The sequence below is a fragment of the Streptomyces sp. NPDC043176 genome, assembly GCF_056436715.1.
Genome location: NZ_JBWKCA010000004.1, coordinates 117483 through 138245 on the forward strand (window position 1 = coordinate 117483; position 20763 = coordinate 138245).

Annotated in this window: 18 protein-coding genes and 3 pseudogenes; 11 read left to right on the forward strand and 10 right to left on the reverse strand. The window is 73.3% G+C overall.

Translation table 11 applies throughout. From position 1 onward, the window contains the following. Positions 1 to 14 precede the first annotated feature (14 nt). From AC067A_RS07800 to AC067A_RS07825, 6 genes and pseudogenes are all read left to right on the forward strand, one after another. Positions 15 to 749, forward strand: coding sequence for a DUF7873 family protein (locus AC067A_RS07800; RefSeq protein WP_478615976.1), 735 nt, complete (start codon positions 15 to 17; stop codon positions 747 to 749). Between the two features lie 37 nt (positions 750 to 786). Further along, positions 787 to 874, forward strand: a pseudogene (locus AC067A_RS07805). 658 nt (positions 875 to 1532) lie between these two features. Further along, positions 1533 to 4409, forward strand: coding sequence for a class IV lanthionine synthetase LanL (lanL, locus tag AC067A_RS07810; protein ID WP_478615979.1), 2877 nt, complete (start codon positions 1533 to 1535; stop codon positions 4407 to 4409). Positions 4410 to 4638: 229 nt separating this feature from the next. Further along, complete coding sequence (locus tag AC067A_RS07815; protein WP_167348131.1) at positions 4639 to 4794, forward strand: VenA family class IV lanthipeptide; 156 nt, start codon at positions 4639 to 4641, stop codon at positions 4792 to 4794. A 241-nt stretch (positions 4795 to 5035) separates the two neighbouring features. Further along, positions 5036 to 6151, forward strand: a complete 1116-nt coding sequence (locus AC067A_RS07820) for an ATP-binding cassette domain-containing protein (protein WP_478615982.1) — start codon at positions 5036 to 5038, stop codon at positions 6149 to 6151. Further along, positions 6148 to 7065 carry an ABC transporter permease gene (locus AC067A_RS07825; protein WP_478615985.1) on the forward strand — a complete coding sequence of 306 codons (918 nt, stop codon included), beginning with the start codon at positions 6148 to 6150 and terminating at the stop codon, positions 7063 to 7065. Before AC067A_RS07820 ends, AC067A_RS07825 begins: the two co-directional genes overlap by 4 nt. A 29-nt stretch (positions 7066 to 7094) precedes the next feature. Here AC067A_RS07825 and AC067A_RS07830 read toward each other — a convergent pair whose 3' ends face one another. The 6 genes and pseudogenes from AC067A_RS07830 to AC067A_RS07855 form a co-directional block, all read right to left on the reverse strand. After that, positions 7095 to 7649, reverse strand: coding sequence for a Clp protease N-terminal domain-containing protein (locus AC067A_RS07830; RefSeq protein WP_478615988.1), 555 nt, complete (start codon positions 7647 to 7649; stop codon positions 7095 to 7097). Next, positions 7649 to 7858 (reverse strand): helix-turn-helix domain-containing protein, encoded by a 210-nt coding sequence (locus tag AC067A_RS07835; protein ID WP_026058749.1) that lies wholly within the window; start codon positions 7856 to 7858, stop codon positions 7649 to 7651. The genes AC067A_RS07830 and AC067A_RS07835 overlap by 1 nt, the downstream gene beginning before the upstream one ends. 83 nt (positions 7859 to 7941) lie before the next feature. Continuing rightward, on the reverse strand, positions 7942 to 9027 hold the full coding sequence (locus tag AC067A_RS07840) for a sensor histidine kinase (RefSeq protein ID WP_478615991.1): 1086 nt from the start codon (positions 9025 to 9027) through the stop codon (positions 7942 to 7944). A 190-nt stretch (positions 9028 to 9217) separates the two neighbouring features. After that, positions 9218 to 9871: pseudogene (locus AC067A_RS07845) on the reverse strand (response regulator transcription factor); the annotation flags it as partial. Between the two features lie 154 nt (positions 9872 to 10025). Further along, positions 10026 to 10733 carry a VanZ family protein gene (locus tag AC067A_RS07850; protein ID WP_478615994.1) on the reverse strand — a complete coding sequence of 236 codons (708 nt, stop codon included), beginning with the start codon at positions 10731 to 10733 and terminating at the stop codon, positions 10026 to 10028. 92 nt (positions 10734 to 10825) lie between these two features. Continuing rightward, positions 10826 to 11275, reverse strand: coding sequence for a DUF6223 family protein (locus tag AC067A_RS07855; protein ID WP_478615997.1), 450 nt, complete (start codon positions 11273 to 11275; stop codon positions 10826 to 10828). Positions 11276 to 11706: 431 nt separating this feature from the next. Between AC067A_RS07855 and AC067A_RS07860 the strand changes: the two are divergent. Next, positions 11707 to 11892: pseudogene (locus tag AC067A_RS07860) on the forward strand (response regulator transcription factor); the annotation flags it as partial. A gap of 106 nt (positions 11893 to 11998) precedes the next feature. Here AC067A_RS07860 and AC067A_RS07865 read toward each other — a convergent pair. Then, positions 11999 to 13885, reverse strand: a complete 1887-nt coding sequence (locus AC067A_RS07865; protein ID WP_478616000.1) for an AMP-dependent synthetase/ligase — start codon at positions 13883 to 13885, stop codon at positions 11999 to 12001. A 233-nt stretch (positions 13886 to 14118) separates the two neighbouring features. On the opposite strand from AC067A_RS07865, the gene AC067A_RS07870 reads away from it, so the two are divergent. Next, positions 14119 to 14436, forward strand: a complete 318-nt coding sequence (locus tag AC067A_RS07870; RefSeq protein WP_478616003.1) for a hypothetical protein — start codon at positions 14119 to 14121, stop codon at positions 14434 to 14436. A gap of 69 nt (positions 14437 to 14505) precedes the next feature. Continuing rightward, positions 14506 to 14970, forward strand: a complete 465-nt coding sequence (locus AC067A_RS07875) for a hypothetical protein (RefSeq protein ID WP_478616006.1) — start codon at positions 14506 to 14508, stop codon at positions 14968 to 14970. A gap of 13 nt (positions 14971 to 14983) precedes the next feature. Here the strand turns inward: AC067A_RS07875 and AC067A_RS07880 are convergent, their stop codons facing one another. Then, positions 14984 to 17227, reverse strand: coding sequence for an ATP-binding protein (locus AC067A_RS07880; RefSeq protein WP_478616009.1), 2244 nt, complete (start codon positions 17225 to 17227; stop codon positions 14984 to 14986). A 401-nt stretch (positions 17228 to 17628) separates the two neighbouring features. Between AC067A_RS07880 and AC067A_RS07885 the strand changes: the two genes are divergently transcribed. Further along, positions 17629 to 18882, forward strand: a complete 1254-nt coding sequence (locus AC067A_RS07885) for a PP2C family protein-serine/threonine phosphatase (RefSeq protein WP_478616012.1) — start codon at positions 17629 to 17631, stop codon at positions 18880 to 18882. A 74-nt stretch (positions 18883 to 18956) separates the two neighbouring features. Here AC067A_RS07885 and AC067A_RS07890 read toward each other — a convergent pair whose 3' ends face one another. Together AC067A_RS07890 and AC067A_RS07895 are read right to left on the reverse strand one after the other, a co-directional pair. Then, positions 18957 to 19160, reverse strand: a complete 204-nt coding sequence (locus AC067A_RS07890; protein WP_030213732.1) for a cold-shock protein — start codon at positions 19158 to 19160, stop codon at positions 18957 to 18959. 146 nt (positions 19161 to 19306) lie between these two features. Then, positions 19307 to 19795: a MarR family transcriptional regulator gene (locus AC067A_RS07895; RefSeq protein WP_478616016.1), complete on the reverse strand. Its 489-nt coding sequence runs from the start codon at positions 19793 to 19795 to the stop codon at positions 19307 to 19309. A 111-nt stretch (positions 19796 to 19906) separates the two neighbouring features. Here AC067A_RS07895 and AC067A_RS07900 point away from each other — a divergent pair, with 111 nt between their 5' ends. Further along, positions 19907 to 20752 carry an alpha/beta fold hydrolase gene (locus tag AC067A_RS07900; protein WP_478616019.1) on the forward strand — a complete coding sequence of 282 codons (846 nt, stop codon included), beginning with the start codon at positions 19907 to 19909 and terminating at the stop codon, positions 20750 to 20752. The last annotated feature ends 11 nt before the right edge of the window (positions 20753 to 20763 follow it).

The following is a 20763-nucleotide window of genomic DNA, read 5'->3' on the forward strand; positions in this document are numbered from 1 at the left end:
CTAAGGTCGGCGACGTGGCAACGAAACTCAATCAGATCATCGCAGTGGAGAAGGGCGTCAAGTCCCGGGCGCACCAGGACCTGACGGCGGCTCACCACGGCCTGCAGAAGCCCGCGTTGCTCGCCGGCATCTCCCGCACGTACCAGCCGAAGGACGAGGAGGGCGAACAACTGCCGCCCGAGTCGACGCTGGTGCAGGTGAAGGCCGAGGACGTGCTGCGTGACACGGCCCGGGCCCTCACCCGGCTGTTCGATGTGACGGCCACCAAGGACTGGGCGAACTGCGACGCGCGCGCCGACGTCGTGGTCGACGGGCGTGTGCTCGTGGCGCAGGTGCCCGTGGCGTATCTGCTGTTCCTGGAGAAGCAGTTGACGGACATCAGCACGTTCGTCCGCAAGCTTCCGGTGCTGGACGCCGCCGAGTCGTGGACGCAGGACCCGTCGACCGACGCGTGGAAGACCGAGGTCGTGCGTACGGTCCGCACGAAGAAGGTGCCGCGCAACCACGTCAAGGCGGAGGCGACGGACAAGCACCCGGCGCAGGTCGAGGTGTACTACGAAGACGTGCCGGTCGGTTACTGGACGACGGTGAAGTTCTCGGGCGCGCTGCCCGCACGCCGGGTCAACGAGCTGCTGACGCGGGTGGAGAAGCTGCAGCAGGCGGTGAAGTTCGCCCGTGAGGAGGCGAACGGCGCCGAGGTCACCGACCAGCGGGTCGGCGACGCCGTCTTCGGCTACCTCTTCGGGTAGCCAAGACACCCCACAGACTCCCCGGCCACAGAAGACGGCCGGGGTGCGCGAGGAGCGCAAAGCTGAAGCTGAGCCTTGTCGTGACATCCGCGGTTCCAGTGGAGGTTCGAGTCCTCCCCCCGGCACTCCGTGCCGGGGTGGCCCAACCAGGCAGAGGCAGACCGCGGTCAATCTCAGACTATTGCTCCAGACTCAGCATGCGCCGCTCATCGCCGGATCGACCGGGCCCGGGCCCTGGTGCGTCGAAATGCCAGTTCGAATCTGGTCCGCCGAGCTCGATCGGCGGTGGTCCAAAGGCAGGACGCGACGCAATGACGAATGACCCGGGTCCTCAAGCGTGCCGGCGTGTGATGGGAGCGGCATCGACAGGGTCCGGGGGCAGGCTACGCCCTCGGACCCGCTCCTTTTCCCCGTCCCGGCGGTGCGGCGCACGCCGATGACGCCGCACCCACGGCGCCGAGCACCACCACACCCTCTCGTCGGGCGAACTCCACTCCCCCGAGTCCTCCCGGTCCCCGACGACACCGACCAGGCCCACCGAGGTCTTGCGCCTCCTCACCGGCTGGACCGCGCCCCACACCGTGACGGCGCAGGTGACGGGGCCCGGAGCCCGGCCACGGGGCGTATGCGCGGGCGCCTTGTGATGCGCCGGGCGCGGTGGTGGGTGGGGTGAAAGCGCTGTGCGCTCGCTGAATCCGGTGAATATGACAGGGAGTGTGTTGATGCGGTTATGCCACCGGGAACCTTCTCGCCAGCGGGTCTCAGCGGTGAGAAGGAGACGCAATGGCGGTCCACACGACCGGAGTCGAGCTGGAAGACGTTCTGCGCCGAGCACTGCGGGCCACGGGCACGGGGACGCGCTGGGCGGCGGAGGCGGACGAGATGTGGTGCCGGGTCGCGCCCCGGTCGGGGGTGCGACGCGAGCAGGGGTGGAAGCTGCACGTGTCGGCGACGGTCGCATCCGCGCCGGAGGTTCTCGACAGGGCCCTCGGAGTCTTGCTGCGGGGCGAGTCCGGGTTCAAGTTCGCCCGGTCACTGGAGCAGGTGAGTGTACTCAACTCGCGTGCCACGCCCCGGGGAAGCTCGGGGAAGTTCATCACCGTCTACCCGTGTTCCGACACCGAGGCGGCGACGCTCGCCGAGCGGTTGCACGCGGCGACGGCGGGGATGGCCGGGCCCCGGATCCTGTCCGACCAGCCCTACGCCGTAGGCAGCCTGGTCCACTACCGCTACGGGGCGTTCGTCGGCCGGCGGCGGCTGTCGGACGACGGCCTGCTCGTGTGGTTCATCGAGGACCCCGACGGCAATCCCGTGGAGGACAAGCGGACGGGCCGGTACGCACCCCCTCCGTGGGCGGTCTCGCCGTTCCCCGCCGTGGCGCCCGCTCCGCCGCGCACCCAGAAGGGCGACGAGGGCGGAGTGGTGCTCGGAGGCCGGTTCGCGGTACGGGAGGCCATCCGGCACACCAACAAGGGCGGTGTCTACCGTGGCAGCGAGGTCGGTACGGGAGCCCGCGTGGTCATCAAGGAGGCCAGGCCGCACGTGGAGGCCGACGCCTCCGGGTGCGACGTACGGGACTGGCTGCGTGCCGAGGCCCGGATGCTGGACCGGCTGAAGGGCTGGGGGCTCGCTCCGGAACCGCTGGCACTGTTCGAGCACGGCGGGCACCTGTTCCTGGCCCAGGACGAGGTGCCCGGGGTGACGCTGCGCACCTGGGTGGCCGAGCACTTCCGCGACGTGGGAGGAGCGCGGTACCGCGCCGACGCGCTGCTCCAGGTGGCGCGGCTGGTGGACCTGGTCGAGGCGGCGCACGCCCGTGGCTGCGTGCTCAGGGACTTCACTCCGGCCAACGTCATGGTCCGGCCCGACGGTGAACTGCGCCTCATCGACCTGGAACTCGCCGTCCACACGGACGAGGCCGCGCTGCCGACCCGCGTCGGGACTCCCGGTTTCAGCGCTCCCGAGCGCCTCGCCGACGCGCCCGTCCATCCGACGGCCGACTACTACAGCCTCGGCGCCACCGCGTGCTTCGTCCTGGCCGGGAAGGTTCCCCACCTGTTGCCGGAGGAACCCGCTGGTCCGGCTGCCGAGCAGCGGCTCGCCGCCTGGCTCGCGGCCTGCGCCGGGCCGCTCGATCTGCCGGACGGTGTGGTGGAGATGGTGCTCGGGCTGATGAGGGACGAACCCGGCGAGCGATGGGATCCGACCAGGGCTCGTGAGGCTCTGCGGCGCGCGACCCGTCCGGCCACGGGAGCCGCGGTCGTGGTGCCGCGAGCGGCAGGAACCGAGGACGCAAGAACCGAGGACGCAGGGCCCGAGGACGCAGGACCCACCGCGGTCAGGCCCGGGACCGCGGGGCTCAAGGCGGTGAGGCCGGAGGCTGTCGGGCCCGAGACCGCGGGGTCCACGGCGGTCATGCCCGCGGGAACCGGGTCCGGCGCGGTGGCGGCTCAGGGCGTCGAACCCGATGTCGGGTCCGTGGTGACCGGCCTTGTGGAGCATCTGATCGGGTCGATGACTCCGGGCGACGACCGGCGGTTGTGGCCCGTGTCCACGATGGCCGGGGAGAGCGACCCGTGCACCGTGCAGCAGGGTGCGGCCGGAGTCCTGGCCGTCCTGACGCGGTACTTCGAGCTCACCGGCGACGCGCGCCTGCCCGAGGTGATCGCCACGGCCGGCCGGTGGGTCGCGAGCCGTGTCGATACGCGCTCCCCACGCCCCGGCCTGCATTTCGGGGGGCTCGGGACGGCCTGGGCGCTGTACGACGCCGGGCGTGCGGTCGACGACCGGGCGCTGACCGACCGGGCGCTGGCTCTGGCGCGGGCGCCGCAACAGGCGACGCCCCATCACGACATCACCCACGGTTCGGCCGGCAGCGGGCTCGCCGCGCTCCACCTGTGGGAGCGCACCGGTGACGCGCGCTGGGCGGAGTTCGCCGTCGAGGCGGCGGATCGGCTGACCGCCGCCGCACGGCGGGGGCCGGACGGTGTGGGGTGGGCGGTCCCCGCGGAAGCCGTCGATCCGGACGGGGGTCCTTCAGAGGGCGCTTCGGCGGAGGGCGGCAAGCGCTACCTGGGCTTCGCCCACGGCACGGCCGGCATCGGCAGCTTCCTGCTCGCGGCGTCGGCGGTCTCCCGGCGCCCGGCGCACAGGGAGCTGGCCGTGCGGGTCGGTGAGGGTCTGGTGGCGAGCGCCGTCCTGTCGGGCGAGGCGGCGCAGTGGCCGGCGCAGGCCGGGGACGTGCCCACGGCTCCGTACTGGTGCCACGGCTCAGCGGGCATCGGCGGCTTCCTCGTCCAACTGTGGCAGGCCACCGGGGACGACAGGTTCGGTGACCTCGCCCGTCGCAGTACGCGTGCCGTCGCCGAGCGCGCCTCCCGCGCTCCCCTCACCCAGTGCCACGGCCTCGCGGGCAACGGTGACTTCCTCCTCGACATGGCCGACGCCACCGGTGACGCCGCGTACCGCTCCATGGCCGGGGAGCTGGCCCGTCTCATCGTCTGCGAGAAGACCGACCGCCGCGGCCATGTGGTGTTCCCGAACGAGTACGGGGACGTCTCGACCGGATGGAGCGACGGGTCCGCCGGAATCCTCGCCTTCCTCCTGCGGACGCGGCACGCCGGCGCACCCCGGCACTGGACGGTCCGGCCACCGGCCTGATCCCGCGGCCGGCGTCGGCAGCGCCCTCGCCGGCCCGCACGGCCACCTGCGAGTTCCTCCCCCACGGGCACCGGGACGACGTCCCGCCCGAGGGAAGGACGCGTCCGCACCTGGAGGTCGGCCTTCGCCCCGCGGACGCGTCACACAGACCCCCGGCACTGGATCGGCCAGATGCCGGTGTGCGCGGCAGCACGTCCTGTCGCCACCCCCACCAGAGAAGGAGAAAGCCATGGAGAACCACGACATCGACCTGCTGGCCCGCCTCCACGCCCTTCCCGAGACCGACCCGGTCGGCGTCGACGGAGCGCCGTTCGCCGCCACCTGTGAGTGCGTCGGCCTGCTGACGCTCCTCAACACGGTCTGCATCGGAATCAGCTGCGCGTAGCACCGGCAGCACCATCCGGCCGGCGGCCAAAGCCCGGGACGACCGCCGGCCGGACACCCGACCCGATCACAGCGCGGCCGTCTCGCGGCCGCGCCCCCTCTTCACACACCGCCCGACCTCGGGCACGCCGTCCGCGGTGCGCCGGGGCGCCCTTCGTGACCTCCCGGGCGCACCGGCGGCCGTGGGCGGCGCATCCGTGGACGAGCCCCGCAGACGAGGACGAGCAGGCGAGGAGCAGCCCATGCAGCCACACGTCGATGACGACGGACTCCCTCCAGCGGCCCTCCTGACGGCCGCTCACGCGGGCCCGCGGGGCACCACCGACCCGCCCGGGCCCCCGTTCGCGATCACCGCACGGGCTCTGGGCAAGAGTTACCCGGGCCCCGAGGGCACCGCCACCCACGCCGTACGGGGCCTGGACCTGGACGTGGCGGCAGGCGAGACCTTCGCGTTCCTCGGGCCCAACGGCGCGGGGAAGTCCACCACCATCGCCTTGCTGTGCGCCCTGGCGCGCCCCAGTGCCGGCCGCGCCACGGTCGCCGGAGCCGACGTGCTCACCCAGCCCCACCAGGTACGCCGTCGGGTCGGCATGCTCTTCCAGCACAGCGCCGTGGACGGGGACCTGACCGCCGAGCAGAACCTGTACATCCACGCCCGCCTCTACGGCATGCCCCGCCACCAGGTCCGTCGGCGCACCGCCGAGGTACTGGAGACGGCAAGTCTGAGCGATCGGCGCCGCTCCCCGGTACGCACCCTGTCGGGTGGCATGCGCCGGCGCCTGGAGATCGCCCGCCAGCTGCTGCACGCCCCCGACGTGCTGTTCCTGGACGAGCCGACCACCGGTCTCGACCCCCACGCCCGCGCCCAGGTCTGGCAGCACCTGCGGACGCTGCGCGAGCGGCAGGGCAGCACCCTCTTCGTCACCACCCACTACCTGGAGGAGGCGGAGAACTGCGACCGCATCGCCATCATCGACCGTGGCCGCCTGGTGGCCCAGGGCACGCCCGTCGCCCTGAAGGCCGCCATCGGTGACGACCGGGTGGTTCTGCGCACCGGTGACGACGCGCGTGCGCACGGGATCGTGGACGCCCTCGCACCGCCCGGTTCCGCCGCCACCGCCGATGCCGCCGGCGTCTCCCTCCGGGTGCCCGACGGCAGCTCCTGGATCCCGCGCCTGTGCGAGGCACTGACGGCGCACGGCATCGCGGTGCACTCCGCTTCGGCGACGCCGCCCACCCTCGACGACGTCTTCTTCCATCACACCGGCCGCAGCCTGGAGGCCGCACGACCGGGCGGTCACGTGCCCGTCGACCCGTCGCCTGCGCGCGCCGGTGCGGAGTCCGGTGGCGGCCGATGACCGCCCTCGGCTGGAAGGCCCCGGACGGTCCCCGCGCTGCCGGCCCCTCGGAGCCTTCCCGTGCCGCGGGAGCCGTCGGCTCCGCCTTCGCCGCCGGTGACGGACGGTTCACGAGGCTGCGGCACGAGATGCGCGCGGTCCACGCCCTGGTCCACCGCGATCTGCTCCGTCTGGCCGGCCAGCGCACCCACACCGCGCTGATGCTGCTCCACCCGGCGCTCTACCTGCTCATCCTCGGGGGTGGGCTGGCCTCCCTCATCCCGCGGTCCCAACTGGGCGTCGGCTACCAGGCGTACCTGTTCCCCGGCATGCTGATGATGACGGTACAGACCCCGGCCATCATGGTCGGTGTCCGTCTGATCACCGACCGGCAGAGCGGCTACCTGCGGGAACTCCTGATGGCCCCGGTCCGCCGCTCCACCCTTCTGCTGGGCAACTGCGCGGGCGGCACGCTGGTCGCCACGGCGCAGGGCGCCGTGCTCCTCGCGCTGGCGGGCGTGGCGGGCCTGCCGTACGACCCGGTGCTCCTCGTGCTGCTGCTCGGCTCCATGGTCCTGGCCTCGTTCACCATCACCGCCCTCGCTCTGGCCCTGGCGGTGAGCCTGCGGAGGGCGGAGGCGTTCCACACGCTCCTGGGCGTGGTGATGATGCCGCTCCTGTTCCTCTCCGGTGGCTTCTTCCCCCTCGCGGTCCTGCCCCAGTGGGTCCACGTCCTCGCCGTCGTCAATCCGCTCGCCTACGCCGTGGACCTCCTCCGCCGCTGCATCTCCCTGCGCGTGCCGGACCACGCGGCCACCGCCGGCCTCGACTGGGCCGGGTACCAGCCTCCGCTGCTCCTCGAAGCCGCGCTCCTCCTGGCCGGAGGTGCCCTCGCCCTGCTGTGGGCCGCCCGCCGGTTCGGCCGCCGGGAATGACACGTCACGCGCCGAGGTCCCCCCTCGGGTCAGGGGAGCTTGGCGGCGGTGACGAGGGCGTCGACGGCGGTGTACGTCACTCCGTGGTCGGCCAGGGCCTCGGCGACGACGCCTCCGGTCATGGTGAGCGCGAGGAGGATGTGTTCGTCGCCTATCTCGCGGTCCTTGCGGGCCAGCGCGGCGCGGAGGGAATTCTCCAGGACGGTCTTGGCCTCGCGCGAGAAGGTCGGGCGGCCCGACCGCCGGCCGGGGTCCTTGCGGTCGCCCGCGAGCGCGCCCGCCCCGTGGGTCTCCTCCACCCGTTCGACGATCGCGCCGACGTCGATGCCGAGGTCCGCGAGGGCCTGGGTGTCGGCACGGGAGAGACCGGCCCGGCGCCGGGCGGCGGCGAGCGCGGCGACGAGGGAGGGGCGTCGGTCCGGTGGGCAGAGCGTGTTCAGTGCGGCCGCCGCAGGGGTGTCCTGCCGGTCGAGGAGGGCCAGGAGCAGGTGTTCCTTGGCGACGACCTTCGTGCCGCCCCGCTCCGCGTGCCCGACCGCGCCCTTCACGACGGCGCGTGCGGCTTGGGTGAACCGTTCGAACATCACTGCCTCCCGTACTTCTTGTGAACGGCCTGTCGGCTGACTCCCAGTTCGGCCGCGATTTCCTGCCACGACCAGCCCTGGTTGCGCGCGCTGCGCACCTGGACGGCTTCCAGCTGTTCGAGCAGTCGCCGCAGCGCGGAGACGGCACGCAGCCCGACCCGGGGGTCGCGGTCGCCCGCTCGCGCGGCGAGATCGGTCGCATCGGTCATGGATGTCAACCTACGTTGACAACACCGCGGTGTCAACTTTGATTGACGCGGCGGCACTGCGGCGAAGGAGGTCCGCCGGGCCGTCATCCGGCGGCCGCACCGGGAAGCCGGACGGTGACGAGGAGGCCGCCGGCGGGGCGGGGGGCGAGGTCGAGGGTCCCGTCGTGGGCGCGGACGACGCTGTGCACGATGGCGAGGCCGAGACCGACGCCGGGGTGTTCCTCGGTGCGTGCGCGCTCCGCCCCTCGCTGGAAGGGTTCGGTGAGGGTCGGCACCAGTTCCGGAGGGAGCCGCCGGCCGGTGTTCTCGACCCGGAGCACACTCGTGGCACCCTCCTCGCCGGTGTGGACCGTGACGGCGCCGCCGGTGGGGAGGTTGTGGACGAGGGCGTTCTGGACGAGGTTGGTCGCCATCCGCAGCAGGAGTTCCGGGGATCCGGTGGTCCGTGTCGGTCCGCCCGTGACGTCCAGTGCGATCCCGCGCTGTTCCGCGAGGGGGAGCAGGGTCTCGGCGGCCTCTTCGGCGACGAGGGACAGGTCGACTCGCTCGCGGGTGAAGGTGCCCCGGTCGCTGCGGCTGAGCAGCAGAAGGGCCTCGGTGAGGTCGATCGCGCGCGTGTTGACGGCCCGCAGGCGCGTGATCAGCTCGTCGCGGTCGCGTGTGGGGTCCTTGCCGGCGACGTCCAGAAGCGTCCGCGAGATCGCCAGCGGGGTGCGCAGTTCGTGGGAGGCGTTCGCGGCGAACCTGCGCTGCTCGGCGACGTGCGACTCGAGCCGCTCCAGCATCGTGTCGAACGCGTCGGCGAGTTCGCGGAACTCGTCCTGGCGGCCTTCCATGCGGATCCGGTGGGAGAGCGAGCCGTTCCCGGCGCTCCGCGCCGCCTCCGTGATGCGCGTGAGCGGTGCGAGCATCCGCCCCGCGAGGATCCATCCGCCGACGAGGCCGAACAGGAGCAGGAACGCCATCGCGACCGCGGCGGCGGGGGCGAAGGTGCGCACGAGGAGGTAGCGGTTGGGCGAGACCCCCAGCAGGCCCTGGGAGTTGTCGGGGACGTAACGCAGCAGGTAGGCCCACACCACGACCAGCAGGAGCGTGCCGGCGAGGGCGAGGAAGCCGGCGTAGCTGAGGGTGAGTTTCAGTCGGGCGCTGAGCCCCGGGCGCCTAGGCACGGGGGCCGCCGCCGGGATCGGTGGTCGCGTCGCTGCCGGGGGCCGTGGCGTCGGGGTCGGCGGTGGCGTCGCCTCCGGGTTCCATGGCGTCGAGGGCGGCGGGGGCGTCGCCGGCGGGGGCCGTGGCCTTGGGAGCGGCGGCTCCCCTGCGGGGCTCGGCCACCGTGTCCGCGGACGGGTTCGTGCGGGCGTCGATGCGGTAGCCGACGCCGGGGACCGTGGCGATGATCCAGGGTTCGCCGAGCCGTTTGCGCAGGGCGGAGACGGTGATGCGTACGGCGTTGGTGAGGGGGTCGGCGTTCTCGTCCCAGGCGCGTTCGAGGAGCTCTTCGGCGCTGACGACTCCGCCCTCGGCGGCGACGAGGACGTCGAGCACGGCGAACTGCTTGCGGGTGAGCGCGACGTAGCGTCCGTCGCGGAAGACCTCCCGCCGGAAGGGGTCGAGCCTCAGGCCCGCGATCTCGCGGACCGGCGGTCGCGCGTACGCCCGTCTGCGGTCGAGCGCCCTCAGCCGCAGGACGAGTTCCCGCAGGTCGAAGGGTTTGGTGAGGTAGTCGTCGGCGCCGAGCTCGAACCCGGACGCCTTGTCGTCGATCCGGTCGGCTGCGGTGAGCATGAGGATCGGGATGCCGCTGCCGGAGGCGACGATGCGCCGGGCGACCTCGTCGCCGGAGGGGCCGGGGATGTCCCGGTCGAGGACCGCGAGGTCGTAGGAGTTGACGCTCAGAAGCTCCAGGGCGGTGTCGCCGTCGCCCGCGATGTCGGCGGCGATCGCCTCCAGCCGCAGGCCGTCACGGACGGCTTCGGCCAGGTAGGGCTCGTCCTCCACGATCAGTACACGCATGCCCGAAGCCTAGGCAGGGGCGCATATCGCCACCGTATGCGGAGGTGCGTCTCCCGAGCCGTGTCTCCCTGCCCCGGGGCTCCCCCACTGGCCCCATGGCGGCGCCGCCGGGGCGCTCCCCTACCGGCTCCGTGGCGCCGCCGGGGTTGCTCCCCTATGAGCTCGATGGCGCTGCCCGGGTGCTTCCCTGCAAGTTCCGTGGCGCCGCCCGGGTGTGCCACCAGCGGCGCGAGGCCAGCGCGGCCAGTGCGGCGCCGGTGGCGTTGACCAGCACGTCGTCCACGGAGGACACGCGGTCGAGGCGCAGGACGTACTGTGCCGTCTCCACGAGCACCGAGCAGGCCGCCCCGAGTGCCAGGACCCGTGGCACGGAGGCCAGCGCCGCGAACCGCATCGGGGCGAAGAACCCCAGGGCCGCGAAGACCAGCAGGTTGCCCGCGATCCCCAGCGGCCCCATCGTGACGAGGTCCCGCAGCGGGACCGCACTCACCCGCGGGGGTACGGTGCCCGCTCCGCCGCCCGGCATCAGGGTCAGCCACAGGAACGGCAGCGTGCCGTGGACCATGCCGACCTCCGCCAGGGACGTCCCCCACGGCGACGCGGCGCCGGCGGAACGCCGACGGCGCGCCAGGCCCCAGGCCACGAGCAGGGCCACGGGCACGGTGACCAGCGTCATGAGCACCACGCCGTTGAACGTGTCGTAGCAGCCGTGCCACCGCCCGGCCAGGCACATCGGCGCGGACATCGTGAGAGGTCTGCGCACGACGAACAGACCGCCCGCCAGGGCGAGGACCGCCAGGCCGATGAGCACGATCCTGCCCACTCGGCCGGGCGGTGCCGAGGAGTACGCGTCGGGGTTCATGGGTCCATGGAAGACGCGGGGCCGTTGCGAGGGTGTATGCGGTTTTCGATACGCCCGCGATACACGCCTCGACCGGCGTCCTCCGCCGGCGCTCAGCCCGCGCGCCGGACGCGGCGCGTCGCCCGCCACCCCAGGGCCGTGCTCGCCACTCCCACCAGGATGGCCACGAAGGCCCCGCCCAGTCCGTTGCCGGTGCCGAGGCCTCCGTCGGCCGTGGCCGCGACCAGCACCCCGACCGCCGTGCCGACCACTCCGGCGACCACCGCGATCCTGGCGCCGAGAGGTCCGTTCGCGACGCCGAAGCGGCCGGTGGGGCGGGCCACCGCCAGCCACCCGACGACCACGCCGGCCAGTGCGAGCAGGGCGGCCGCGGAGGACCCCGCGCGCCCGGGGCCGAAGTCGTAGGCGCCGGCTGCGAGCGGCTGCGCCGAGACGACGTGCGCGGCCGCGGGTGCGGCGAACGCGATGCTCGCGAGCGTCGCGGCGACGCATGCGGCGGTGACGGTGACGAGGAGGTGACGGGCGGACGGTCGAGCGGACATGAGCGGTGGCTCCTTCGTGCGTCGGGTGGTGGTCCGAGCATCCCGGCCGGGCCCGCTCCCCGTCGTCCGGCGGGCGCAGGCACTTCGCGCTGCCGCGGTCGTCGTGATACCGGTACCGCGGACGCCGCAGGCCGCGGGGATCTACCGCGCGTGCGGTAGTCGGCGGTCGTCTGCGAGGAGGACTCGCGGACGGCGGTGGCCGGTTGGTGTGCGCGCGTGCGTGCAGGAGCGTCCCGGATGTGGGTCCGGTACGGCGACGGAGTCATCGCCCACGACACGGGCGAGGCGTTCACGCGGGCCCGGGGGCCCTCGAGATCGCCTGGCTCGTCGCGGCGGGGGCCGTGGGAGAGGCGCTGCGGCAGGCCGAGCAGCGGGCGGACGAGGCCGAACTTCCCGTGGACCGGGCGTCGTGATCCGTGTCCTGCTGGTCGACGGGCCGCGAACGCGAGGCCGTCGTCCTGGTGGCCCAGGGCCTGTCGAACGACGAGATCGCCGATCGCATGGTCAGCGGCCCGCTGACCGCGAAGACCCACGTCAATCGTGCGATGACCGGGCTCCGAGCCCGCGGCCGGGACCAACTCGTCATCCACGCCCACGAGTCGGGCCTGGTCGCCCCCGTGTGCCCCGACCGGACGGCCCGGCCGTCGCCCTGGCCCGGACGGTCTGACCGGCCGTCCCGGCCCGGACGGCCCGGCCGTCGTCCCGGCCGGGCGGCCGACCGCGTCAGGCCTCCCGGGTGCCTTCGTACATGGCCTCGACGAGGTCGGCGTACTCGCCTTCCACGAAGGGGCGCTTGACCTTGAGGCTGGGGGTGAGTTCGCCGTGCTCGACGTCGAGGTCGCGCGGCAGGAGGGCGAACTTCTTGATCGTCTGCCAGCGCTGGAGGTCGCCGTTGACGCGCTGGACGAAGTCGTCGATGAGCGCGTGCACCTCAGGGGAGGAGACGACGTCGGTGTAGGTGCGGCCCTGCTGCCCGTGGGACGCCGCCCAGGGCATGATCGCGGTCTCGTCGAGCGCGATCAGGGCGGTGCAGAAGTTGCGGCCGTTGCCGATGACCAGGATGTTGCTGACGTACGGGCAGACGGCCTTGAAGCGGCCCTCGATCTCCGTGGGGGCCACGTACTTGCCGCCCGACGTCTTGAAGAGGTCCTTCTTGCGGTCGGTGATGCGGACGAAGCCGTCCTTGTCGATGTCGCCGATGTCGCCGGTGCGGAACCAGCCGTCGCTCTCCAGGACCTCCGCCGTCTTGTCCGGGAGGTTGTGGTAGCCGCGCATGATGCCGGGGCCGCGCAGGAGGATCTCCCCGTCCTCGGCGATGCGGACCTCGGTGCCGGGCAGGGCCCTGCCGACGGTGCCGACCCGGTAGTCGTCGGCCGGGTTGACGGTGCAGGCGGCGCTGGTCTCCGTCAGGCCGTAGCCCTCCAGGACGGGGACGCCCGCGCCCGCGAAGAAGTAGCCGATGTCGGGGGCGAGGGCGGCGCTGCCGGAGGCGCTGCCGCGCAGCCGTCCCCCGAAGGCCGCGCGGATCTTGCCGTAGACCAGCTTGTCGGCGAGGGCGTGCTGGACGGAGAGCCACAGGGGCAGCCTGCAGTGTCCGGTCGCCACCATCTGCTCCTGGCCGGTCCTGGCGTGGTCGCGGGCGACCCGGGCGGCCCACAGGAAGATCTTGTACTTGACGCCGCCCTCGGCGCGGGCCCTGGCGGCGATGCCGTTGTAGACCTTCTCGAAGACCCTCGGCGCGGACGCCATGATGGTGGGCCGTACGAGGGGCAGGTTGCCGACGATGCGGTCGATGCGCCCGTCCACGGCCATCACGTGTCCGGACTTCACCTGACCTGATATCAGGGCCTTGCCGAAGACGTGGGACAGCGGCAGCCACAGGAACTGCACGTCGTCGGGCGCGACGAGGCCGGTGGCCTCCTGCGCCACTCCCTGGTACGACCAGCAGTCGTGCACGAGGCGCACGCCCTTCGGGCGGCCGGTGGTCCCGGAGGTGTAGATCAGGGTGGCGAGCTGTTCCGGGCCGAGGGAGTCGACCGTCTTCTCGATCGCGTCCGGGTGCTCCCGGAGGTGCGCCTCGCCGCGCTCTTCGAGGTCGGCGAGGGTCAGTACCTCCAGGCCCTCGATCCGGGGCGGTTCCGTCTCCGCGTCGAAGAGGACGGCGTGGCCGAGCCCGGGGAGCCGGTCCTTGTGCGCGGCCACCTTGGCCAGTTGCCCGGCGTCCTCGACGAAAACGGCGCGGCTGGCGGAGTCGGCCAGGATGTACGCCGTCTCGTCGGCGTCGGTGCTCGGATAGACGGCGGTGGCGGCGGCTCCCGCGCACATCACGCCCATGTCGGCGAGGATCCACTCGATCCTCGTCGAGGACGAGATGGCCACCCGCTCCTCGGGGCGCAGTCCGATGCTGAGCAGTCCGGCCGCGATCGCCTTCACCCGGTCCGCGGTCTGGGACCACGTCAGCGAGTGCCACCGCTCGGCTCCGTCGGCGGCGGCGTCGGTGACCACGGGGTAGCGGTACGCCTCCCGGTCGGGTGTGGCCCCGACCCTCGCGAGGAAGAGGTGCGCCACTGAATGCGGCCGGCTTTCCAGCAGGTGTTGCGCTGAACTCATGTCGACCTCCGGGCCCGGTGCGCCCATCACAAAGCGGTTAACTGGCAGGTAACTTGCGCGCAGAGTGAGGCTAAGGGGGAAACCCCCTGTGTGTAAGGGGATCCGGGGAGGAAGGTGCCCCTCGGGCGGCCGAGGCCGTCACCGTCGTCGACGGCACGTGCCATGACGGGCGGGGAGGCCGGCCCTCGCGGCTGACGACGTACGCCACACCGATCATCGCGGGCGACTTCAACGTGCGGCCGCACCACGCGAAGCTCAACCCCTCCTACGCGCCGAGCGCGAACACGGACGACAACGACGGCAACACCGGCACCTACCGCGAACTCGACGACGCGGACGCCTTCAACTGCCCGGGGCACGGGGAGTCGACCACCGGGGCGGCCTCGGACAACAGGTGCGGGATCAACGCCAAGATCGACCCCGTCTTCGTGCGTGAGAGCACCCTGGCCGGCCCGTACCGCGCGGACTCCCTGGCCATGTCCACGGCCTGCGCGGGTCTGCCGGCCTGCTCGGACCACCGCGTCCTGGTCGGAACCGTCACCGTCCAGTAGGGCGTGTACGTGTACGGAACGGCACCGCGCCGGTCGGCCGTGGGACGGCACGAGCAGGGGGGAACGGCCATGCGTGCCGGGAGGATGTGCACCGCGGTGCTGGTGGCGTTGTCGGTGACGACGGCTGCGGGGTGCGCGCAGGAGAGGCAGCCGGAGAAGGCCGCCCCCGAGGTGCGGCACGACGAGGGGCCCATCGCCTCGTCGCTGCCGCAGCTCGGTGACGTGGAGAGCGTCGAGTGGACGTACGGGCCGCTGGGCGTCGCCGACCCCCGCGTCCCCGGGCCCACCGACCGCGAGCTGCGGGGCTTCGCCCGACTGGCGGAAGCCGACCTGCGGCGGCTCACGAAGCAGTACGCGTGGACCGAGGCGGCCGAACCGCCGCCGACACCTCCTCCGGGCACCGTCGCGGGCACGCGGTGGCAGACCAGTGAGACGTTCGAGGCGGCGGTGTCGGGCGCGTCGGCGGAGGCCGCCGAGTTCCGGTTGGACCCCGCCCGCGCGGTGATCGTCTTCCGGCTCCTCAATCCTTCCTGAACGGTCCCGAGCGCTACTCGACCTGATCGAGCGCTGTCGGGACCGTTCTCCTGACCGCGGCTTGCGCCGGGAGGCCCGCGTGGGGGCGCGGCGGCGGGCGGTGCTGGGGCACGGGGGTGCGGCAGGGTGACGTGACCGGGCCCAGGGAGGCCAGCAGGTGGCGCAGGGCGGCACGGGCATGGGGGGCGTCGACCCGTGATTCGAGGTCGGTGAGGGCCCGGAGAGCCCGATGGCGGGCACGGCCGGCGTGGCCGGCTCGGTCGTCGGCGAGGGCGTGGGCGTAGTGTGCGAGGGCGGTGGCCCAGGCGTCGTTGCGGCCGGTCTCCTGCGCGAGGGCACGGCGGGCCGTGCGGGCGGCGGCCACGGGGTCGAGGTGCGCCTGGGCGACGGCCAGGGCGGCGAGGCTGACCATCGGTGGCGGGCCTCCGGGAGACCCGGCGGGCACGGTGCCGACGGCCTCGCGGTAGTACGCCGCCGCGGACTCGGGGTCCCTCCGCTCCCAGGCCAGCGCGCCGTGGACGTGGGCGATGCGGCCGATGAGGGCGTCGTCGCCGTTGAGGACGGCGACCGGCCAGGCGAGGTCGAGCAGGTGGTGCGCCAGGTGCGGGTCCGGGACCGCGCACAGCCAGGCCGCGAGCCACCGGCCGTGCGCCACGAGCGCGCTGTCGGCCGGGAGCCGGGGCAACAGCGCGCGCAGGTGGGCACCGCCTTCCGCGGCGTGATCGTGGACCGCCCACCAGAACCAGAGGTGGAGCGCGGTCTCCAGGGCCGTCTCGGCGTGGCCGGTGAGGTCGGCGGGGGCCGGGTCCGCGGCGGAGAGGTCGGCAAGGGTCGGGTCCACGGCCGAGAGGTCGGCACAGGCCGGGTTGGCGTCGATGGGGACGGCGCGGGCGGGTTCCACTCCGGAGTGGTCGGCGCGGGCGGGTTCCATTCCGGAGTGGTCGGCGCGGGCGGGTTCCATGTCTGAGAGGTCCATGCCTGTCGGGCATGTGCCGCGGCGGATCAGGGCCGTCAGGTCGTCGTGGTCGTCCTGGACGGCCTGGAGGGCCTGGCGCTGCAGACCCGTGTTCCAGAGGGTCTCGGCGATGGCGGCGACGCCGCGGAAGTGGACGCCGTGGCGGTCGCGTGTGACGGCCAGTTCGCCCGCCGCGGTGAGTCGTTCCGTACCGAAGTCACGGGCGGAGCGGGCCATGCGGTAGCGGGGCCGGCGGACGGCGCCCGGGTCGCCGAGCACCTGGAGCACGCCCGTGGCGGTCAGCGTCGTCAGGGCGGGGGGTACGTCGTGCGGTGCGAGGCCCGAGCCCGCGCAGACGAAGACCGCCGCGGCCTCGGTGAACGGCCCGGCGAACACACTGACGCGGCGCCAGACCGTGCGCGACGCGGGTTCGCACAGCGCGTGTACGGCGCCGACGGCGGTGCGCAGGGAGCGGTGGCGCCGTAGGAGCGGGGAGGGGTCGGTGAGGCGGCACTGGTCGGACTCGACGGAGGCGGCGAGTTCGGCGATCGTCCCTTCCCCGAGTCGGGCCGCGGCCAGTTCGAGGGCGAGCGGGACTCCTTCGAGCAGTCGGCACACGTGGGCCACCAGGGCCGGATCGGGGGCTTCCTCGTCCCGGCCCCGGCCCCGGCCCCGGTCCCGCTCCCGTGCGCGGGACAGGAGGAGTTCCGCGGCGGGAGAGAGGGCGGGCGCCGGCTCGGCCGCGCGGTCGCACCCGGTGCTGCGGGGTGGGGCGGCGTCGACCGGCAGCGGCCCCAGGTGTACGACCTTCTCGTCGCCGAGCCCGAGGGGCCTGCGGGCGGTCACCAGGGCGCGGAGCCTCGGCAGGGTCATCAGCAGGGTCTGGACGAGGCCGACGCATTCGGTGTGTACGGGGTCGATGTCGTCGAGGAAGAGCAGGAGGTCGCCGGGCGGGAAGGAGCGGATCACCGCCGTGACGTCCGTGCCGGTCGCGTCCGGGGGCGGGGCGGAGGAGCCGAGGGCTCGGGCGACCCTTGCGGTGAGGGCGCGGCGTCCCACGGGAACCCCGTCGTGCCAGCGCACCCGGACGGTCGCCCGACGGGGGCCGTTCGGCGTCGGTGCGAGGGCCGTCCGGGCCAGGCTGCTCTTGCCCGTGCCGACCGCTCCCGTCACGGTGACGAGTCGGTGCGCGGTGAGGGCGGCACGGAGTGCCGAGAGTTCGCCGTCGCGTCCGACGAGGTCGAGCCCGCCGCGCAGGCGGTCGACGAACCAGGGGTCGTGTTCCTCGCGGCCAGTCCACATCTCCGGCACTGCCCACCATCCAGGTCGTCGTACGGGTCACCGGACGCCACCGACCGCACGGGCGCGGATCGGTGCAGAAAGCCGCAGGTCCCGATTGCAGAACCGTCACTGCACGGGCGTCACGGCAACCCCAACGCGCTCCCCCCTTCGTGGGTGGCGCGGACACCCGAGGAACCACCCGCCCCGACGAACGGGCGAACGCGCGACCGACAGGGGCCGTGCGACCGCTGCGGCGCGCCGGGAGACGGACGCACGGACGCCGGGCCGACGCGTTCCGGGAGAGGCGCGTGACGGACGGGGACGCCCCTGACGAGGGGGCCGAACGGCGCAATGACGCGGGCCGCGGCGGGCGCTCACGCATAACGTGGGGGCGGGAGCGGCGGCACGGGGACAGGTGGACGGTGAGCGGACCCGGGATCGACTATCAGGCGGTCTTCCAGGCGCTGCCGGGAGCGGTGGCGCTGCTGACGACCGAGCTCGTGTACGCGGATGTGAACCAGGCGTTCGAGTCGGTCTCCGGGCGGACGCGGGAGCAGCTCGTCGGCCGCCACCTGTTCGACGTCTTTCCCGACAACCCCCAGGATTCGTCGGCGACCGGCATGCGCAACCTGCGTGCCTCGCTGGAGCGTGTCGCGGCCACCGGGGAGCGCGACAGCATGGCCCTGCAGCGCTACGACGTCGAGGATCTCGACCGGCCCGGCGTGTGGCGGGAGCGGTACTGGAGTCCCGTCAACACGCCGGTTCTGGGGCCCGACGGGTCCGTGGTCCTGCTGCTGCACCGGGTGGAGGAGGTCACGGAGCTGATCCGCGCCCGCGGCGGCGGGGACCGCGCCCAGATGATGGAGTCCGAGCTGTACAGCCGGGCCAGGGAACTGCAGGAGGTCAACGAGCGGCTGCGGCGGGCCCACGCCCGCGAACGCGAGGTGGCCCTCCACCTCCAGGAGGCGATGCTGCCCACCCCGCGGCTGCTCGACCGCCATCAGGCCGCCGTGCGCTACCGCCCGGCGACCGGGGCGCTGAACGTCTGCGGCGACTGGTACGACCTGGTCGACCTGCCCGGTCGCACGGCCGTCGCGGTCGGGGACGTCGTGGGCCACGGGCTGCGCGCCGCCGGGGTCATGGGGCAGCTCCGCAGCGCGCTGTCGGCCGCCTCGCGCGTCGCCGTGGGGCCGGCGCAGGCGCTCGACGTGCTCGATCTGTACGCCCGTGACATCTACGGCGCGGAGTCGACCACCGCGGCCTCCGTCTTCATCGACTGGGGCAGCCGCACCCTCGCGTACAGCAGCGCGGGGCATCCCCCGCCGGCGCTGTGCCGTCCCGACGGCACGGTGGTGCTCCTCGACGGGGCCACCGACCCGCCGCTCGGCGCGCACCTCGACCACGCGCCCCGTCCGCAGGGACACACCGAGTTCGCCGAAGACTCCGTGCTCGTCCTCTACACCGACGGGCTCGTCGAGCGCCGCCGCGAGGACATCGACACCGGTCTGGCGAGACTCACCCGGACCCTGGCGGAGCACCACACGGCCGCGCCCGACGCGCTGGCCGACCTCCTCCTCGAGAGCCTCCTGCCGCCGGCCGGCAGCACCGACGACACGGCGCTGGTCGTGCTCCGTCTGCGGCCCCCGCGGGAGGCGGGACGGCCGTACGCCCCCTGAGGGCCGCGTCGCGGCATGCCGACGGCGCCCGCACGGGGTGCGGGCGCCGTCGGAAGAGCGGGGTGACCGGGAACTCAGCCGCGGACGATGTTCTCCGCCTGCGGGCCCTTCTGGCCCTGCGTGATGTCGAAGGTGACCGCCTCACCCTCCGTCAGCTCGCGGTAGCCGTTGCCCGAGATGTTGGAGTAGTGGGCGAAGACGTCCGGGCCGCCGCCGTCCTGGGCGATGAAACCGAACCCCTTCTCGGAGTTGAACCACTTCACAGTGCCGCTGGCCATGCTCGTTCCTCTGGTCAATTCAGCAGGGGACCGTACCGGCCCCTGGAGCGCCCTTCCACGGGCACCCACACGCGTCTTGCCCCTCCTCACGCGTCCCTACACCCATCAATCCGATCTTCTTATGGAAGATTTTTCCCTTCACGCGGTCAGCGGGTCCCGGTGCCGGTCCTGCGGGCGCGGGCGCGGGTGGCGACCGCGGGGGTGAGGTGGCGGGAGAGGACGTCGAGGGCGTCGACGACCTCGCGAAGGGCGTCGGCGTGCGGGGCGGCGCCGTCGGGGCCGACGAGGGCCGCGGTGAGCGCGTCGTCGACGGTGGCGGCACGGACCTCGGTCACGCGGGCGGAGGGGTTCGCGGCGGGGTGGATGAGGCGGCGCCGGCGGTCGGAGGGGTCGGGACGGGTGTCGACCGAGCCGGCCTCCTGGAGCCGGGCGACGGCCGTGGAGACCTGGCTCTGCGGCAGCCCGGTGCGGGCGGCGACCTCACCGACCGTCGTGCCGGGGTGGGAGACGAGGTCGCCGAGGACCACGAGGACCGAGCGGACCGATCCGGGTGAACCGGACTCGGCCTGGGGCATGGCCTGTTCGCCGATCTTCATGAGGGTGCGTCCCAGGAGGAACAGTTCGACTCCGTTCATCCCCTCAGGGTACATCTCGATAGATGCATCAAGATTGATGCATCTAAAACGATGGGTTATTGTCGTGGTGTCGGTCGGAGACGCCGACGACAGCCGACAAGGGGGACCACCATGACCACGACCGTCGCCACCGTCCGCACGCTCACCGTCCCGGGCGCCACGCTCCACTACCGCGTCGAGGGCGGCGGCCCGGTCCTCCTCCTCTCCCAGAGCGGTGAAGGCGACGCGGACCGCACGGTCGACCTCGTACCGCACCTGACGGACCGCCACACCGTCGTCACGTACGACCGGCGCGGTCTCTCACGCAGCACGCTCGACTCCCCCGCCGCTCCCGTCACCATGGCCGACCACGCCGACGACGTCGCCCGGCTGCTCGCCGAGGTCACCGACGAACCCGCCCTGATGGCCGGCTTCAGCATGGGCGCCGCGATCGGCCTCCAGGTCGTGGCCCGTCACCCGGGTGTGCTCCGCACGCTCCTCGCCCACGAGCCCGTCATGCCGCGCCTGCTGCCGGACGCCGACCGCGACCGCCACGTCGCCGAGCTCGCGGCCATCCGGGACGCCTACGCGACGGGAGGCCTGCCGGCCGCGTTCCCCGCGATCGCCCGGCACCTCGGCATCGACCCGGCGCACGAGGAGACCGAGGAGGGCCTCACCCCCCAGCCCTTGACGCCTCGGCGACAGGCCAACTTCGCCCACTTCATCGGAGCCGAGTTCGGCGCCGTCACCTCGGACGCCCTCCGCCCGGAGGAGTCGCTGCGCGCCGCCGCCCGGGCGGGTACGCGGATCATTCCCGCCACCGGCCGGACGACCCCGCCCCGGGTGCACACCTACCGCTGCGCCCTGGCCCTGGCGGACCGGCTGGGCACGCGACCGGTCGAGTTCCCCGGCGGCCACAACGGGAACACCGCCTTCCCCCGGGCGACGGCGCGCGTCCTGAAGGACGTGCTCACCTGAGGAGCGGCCGG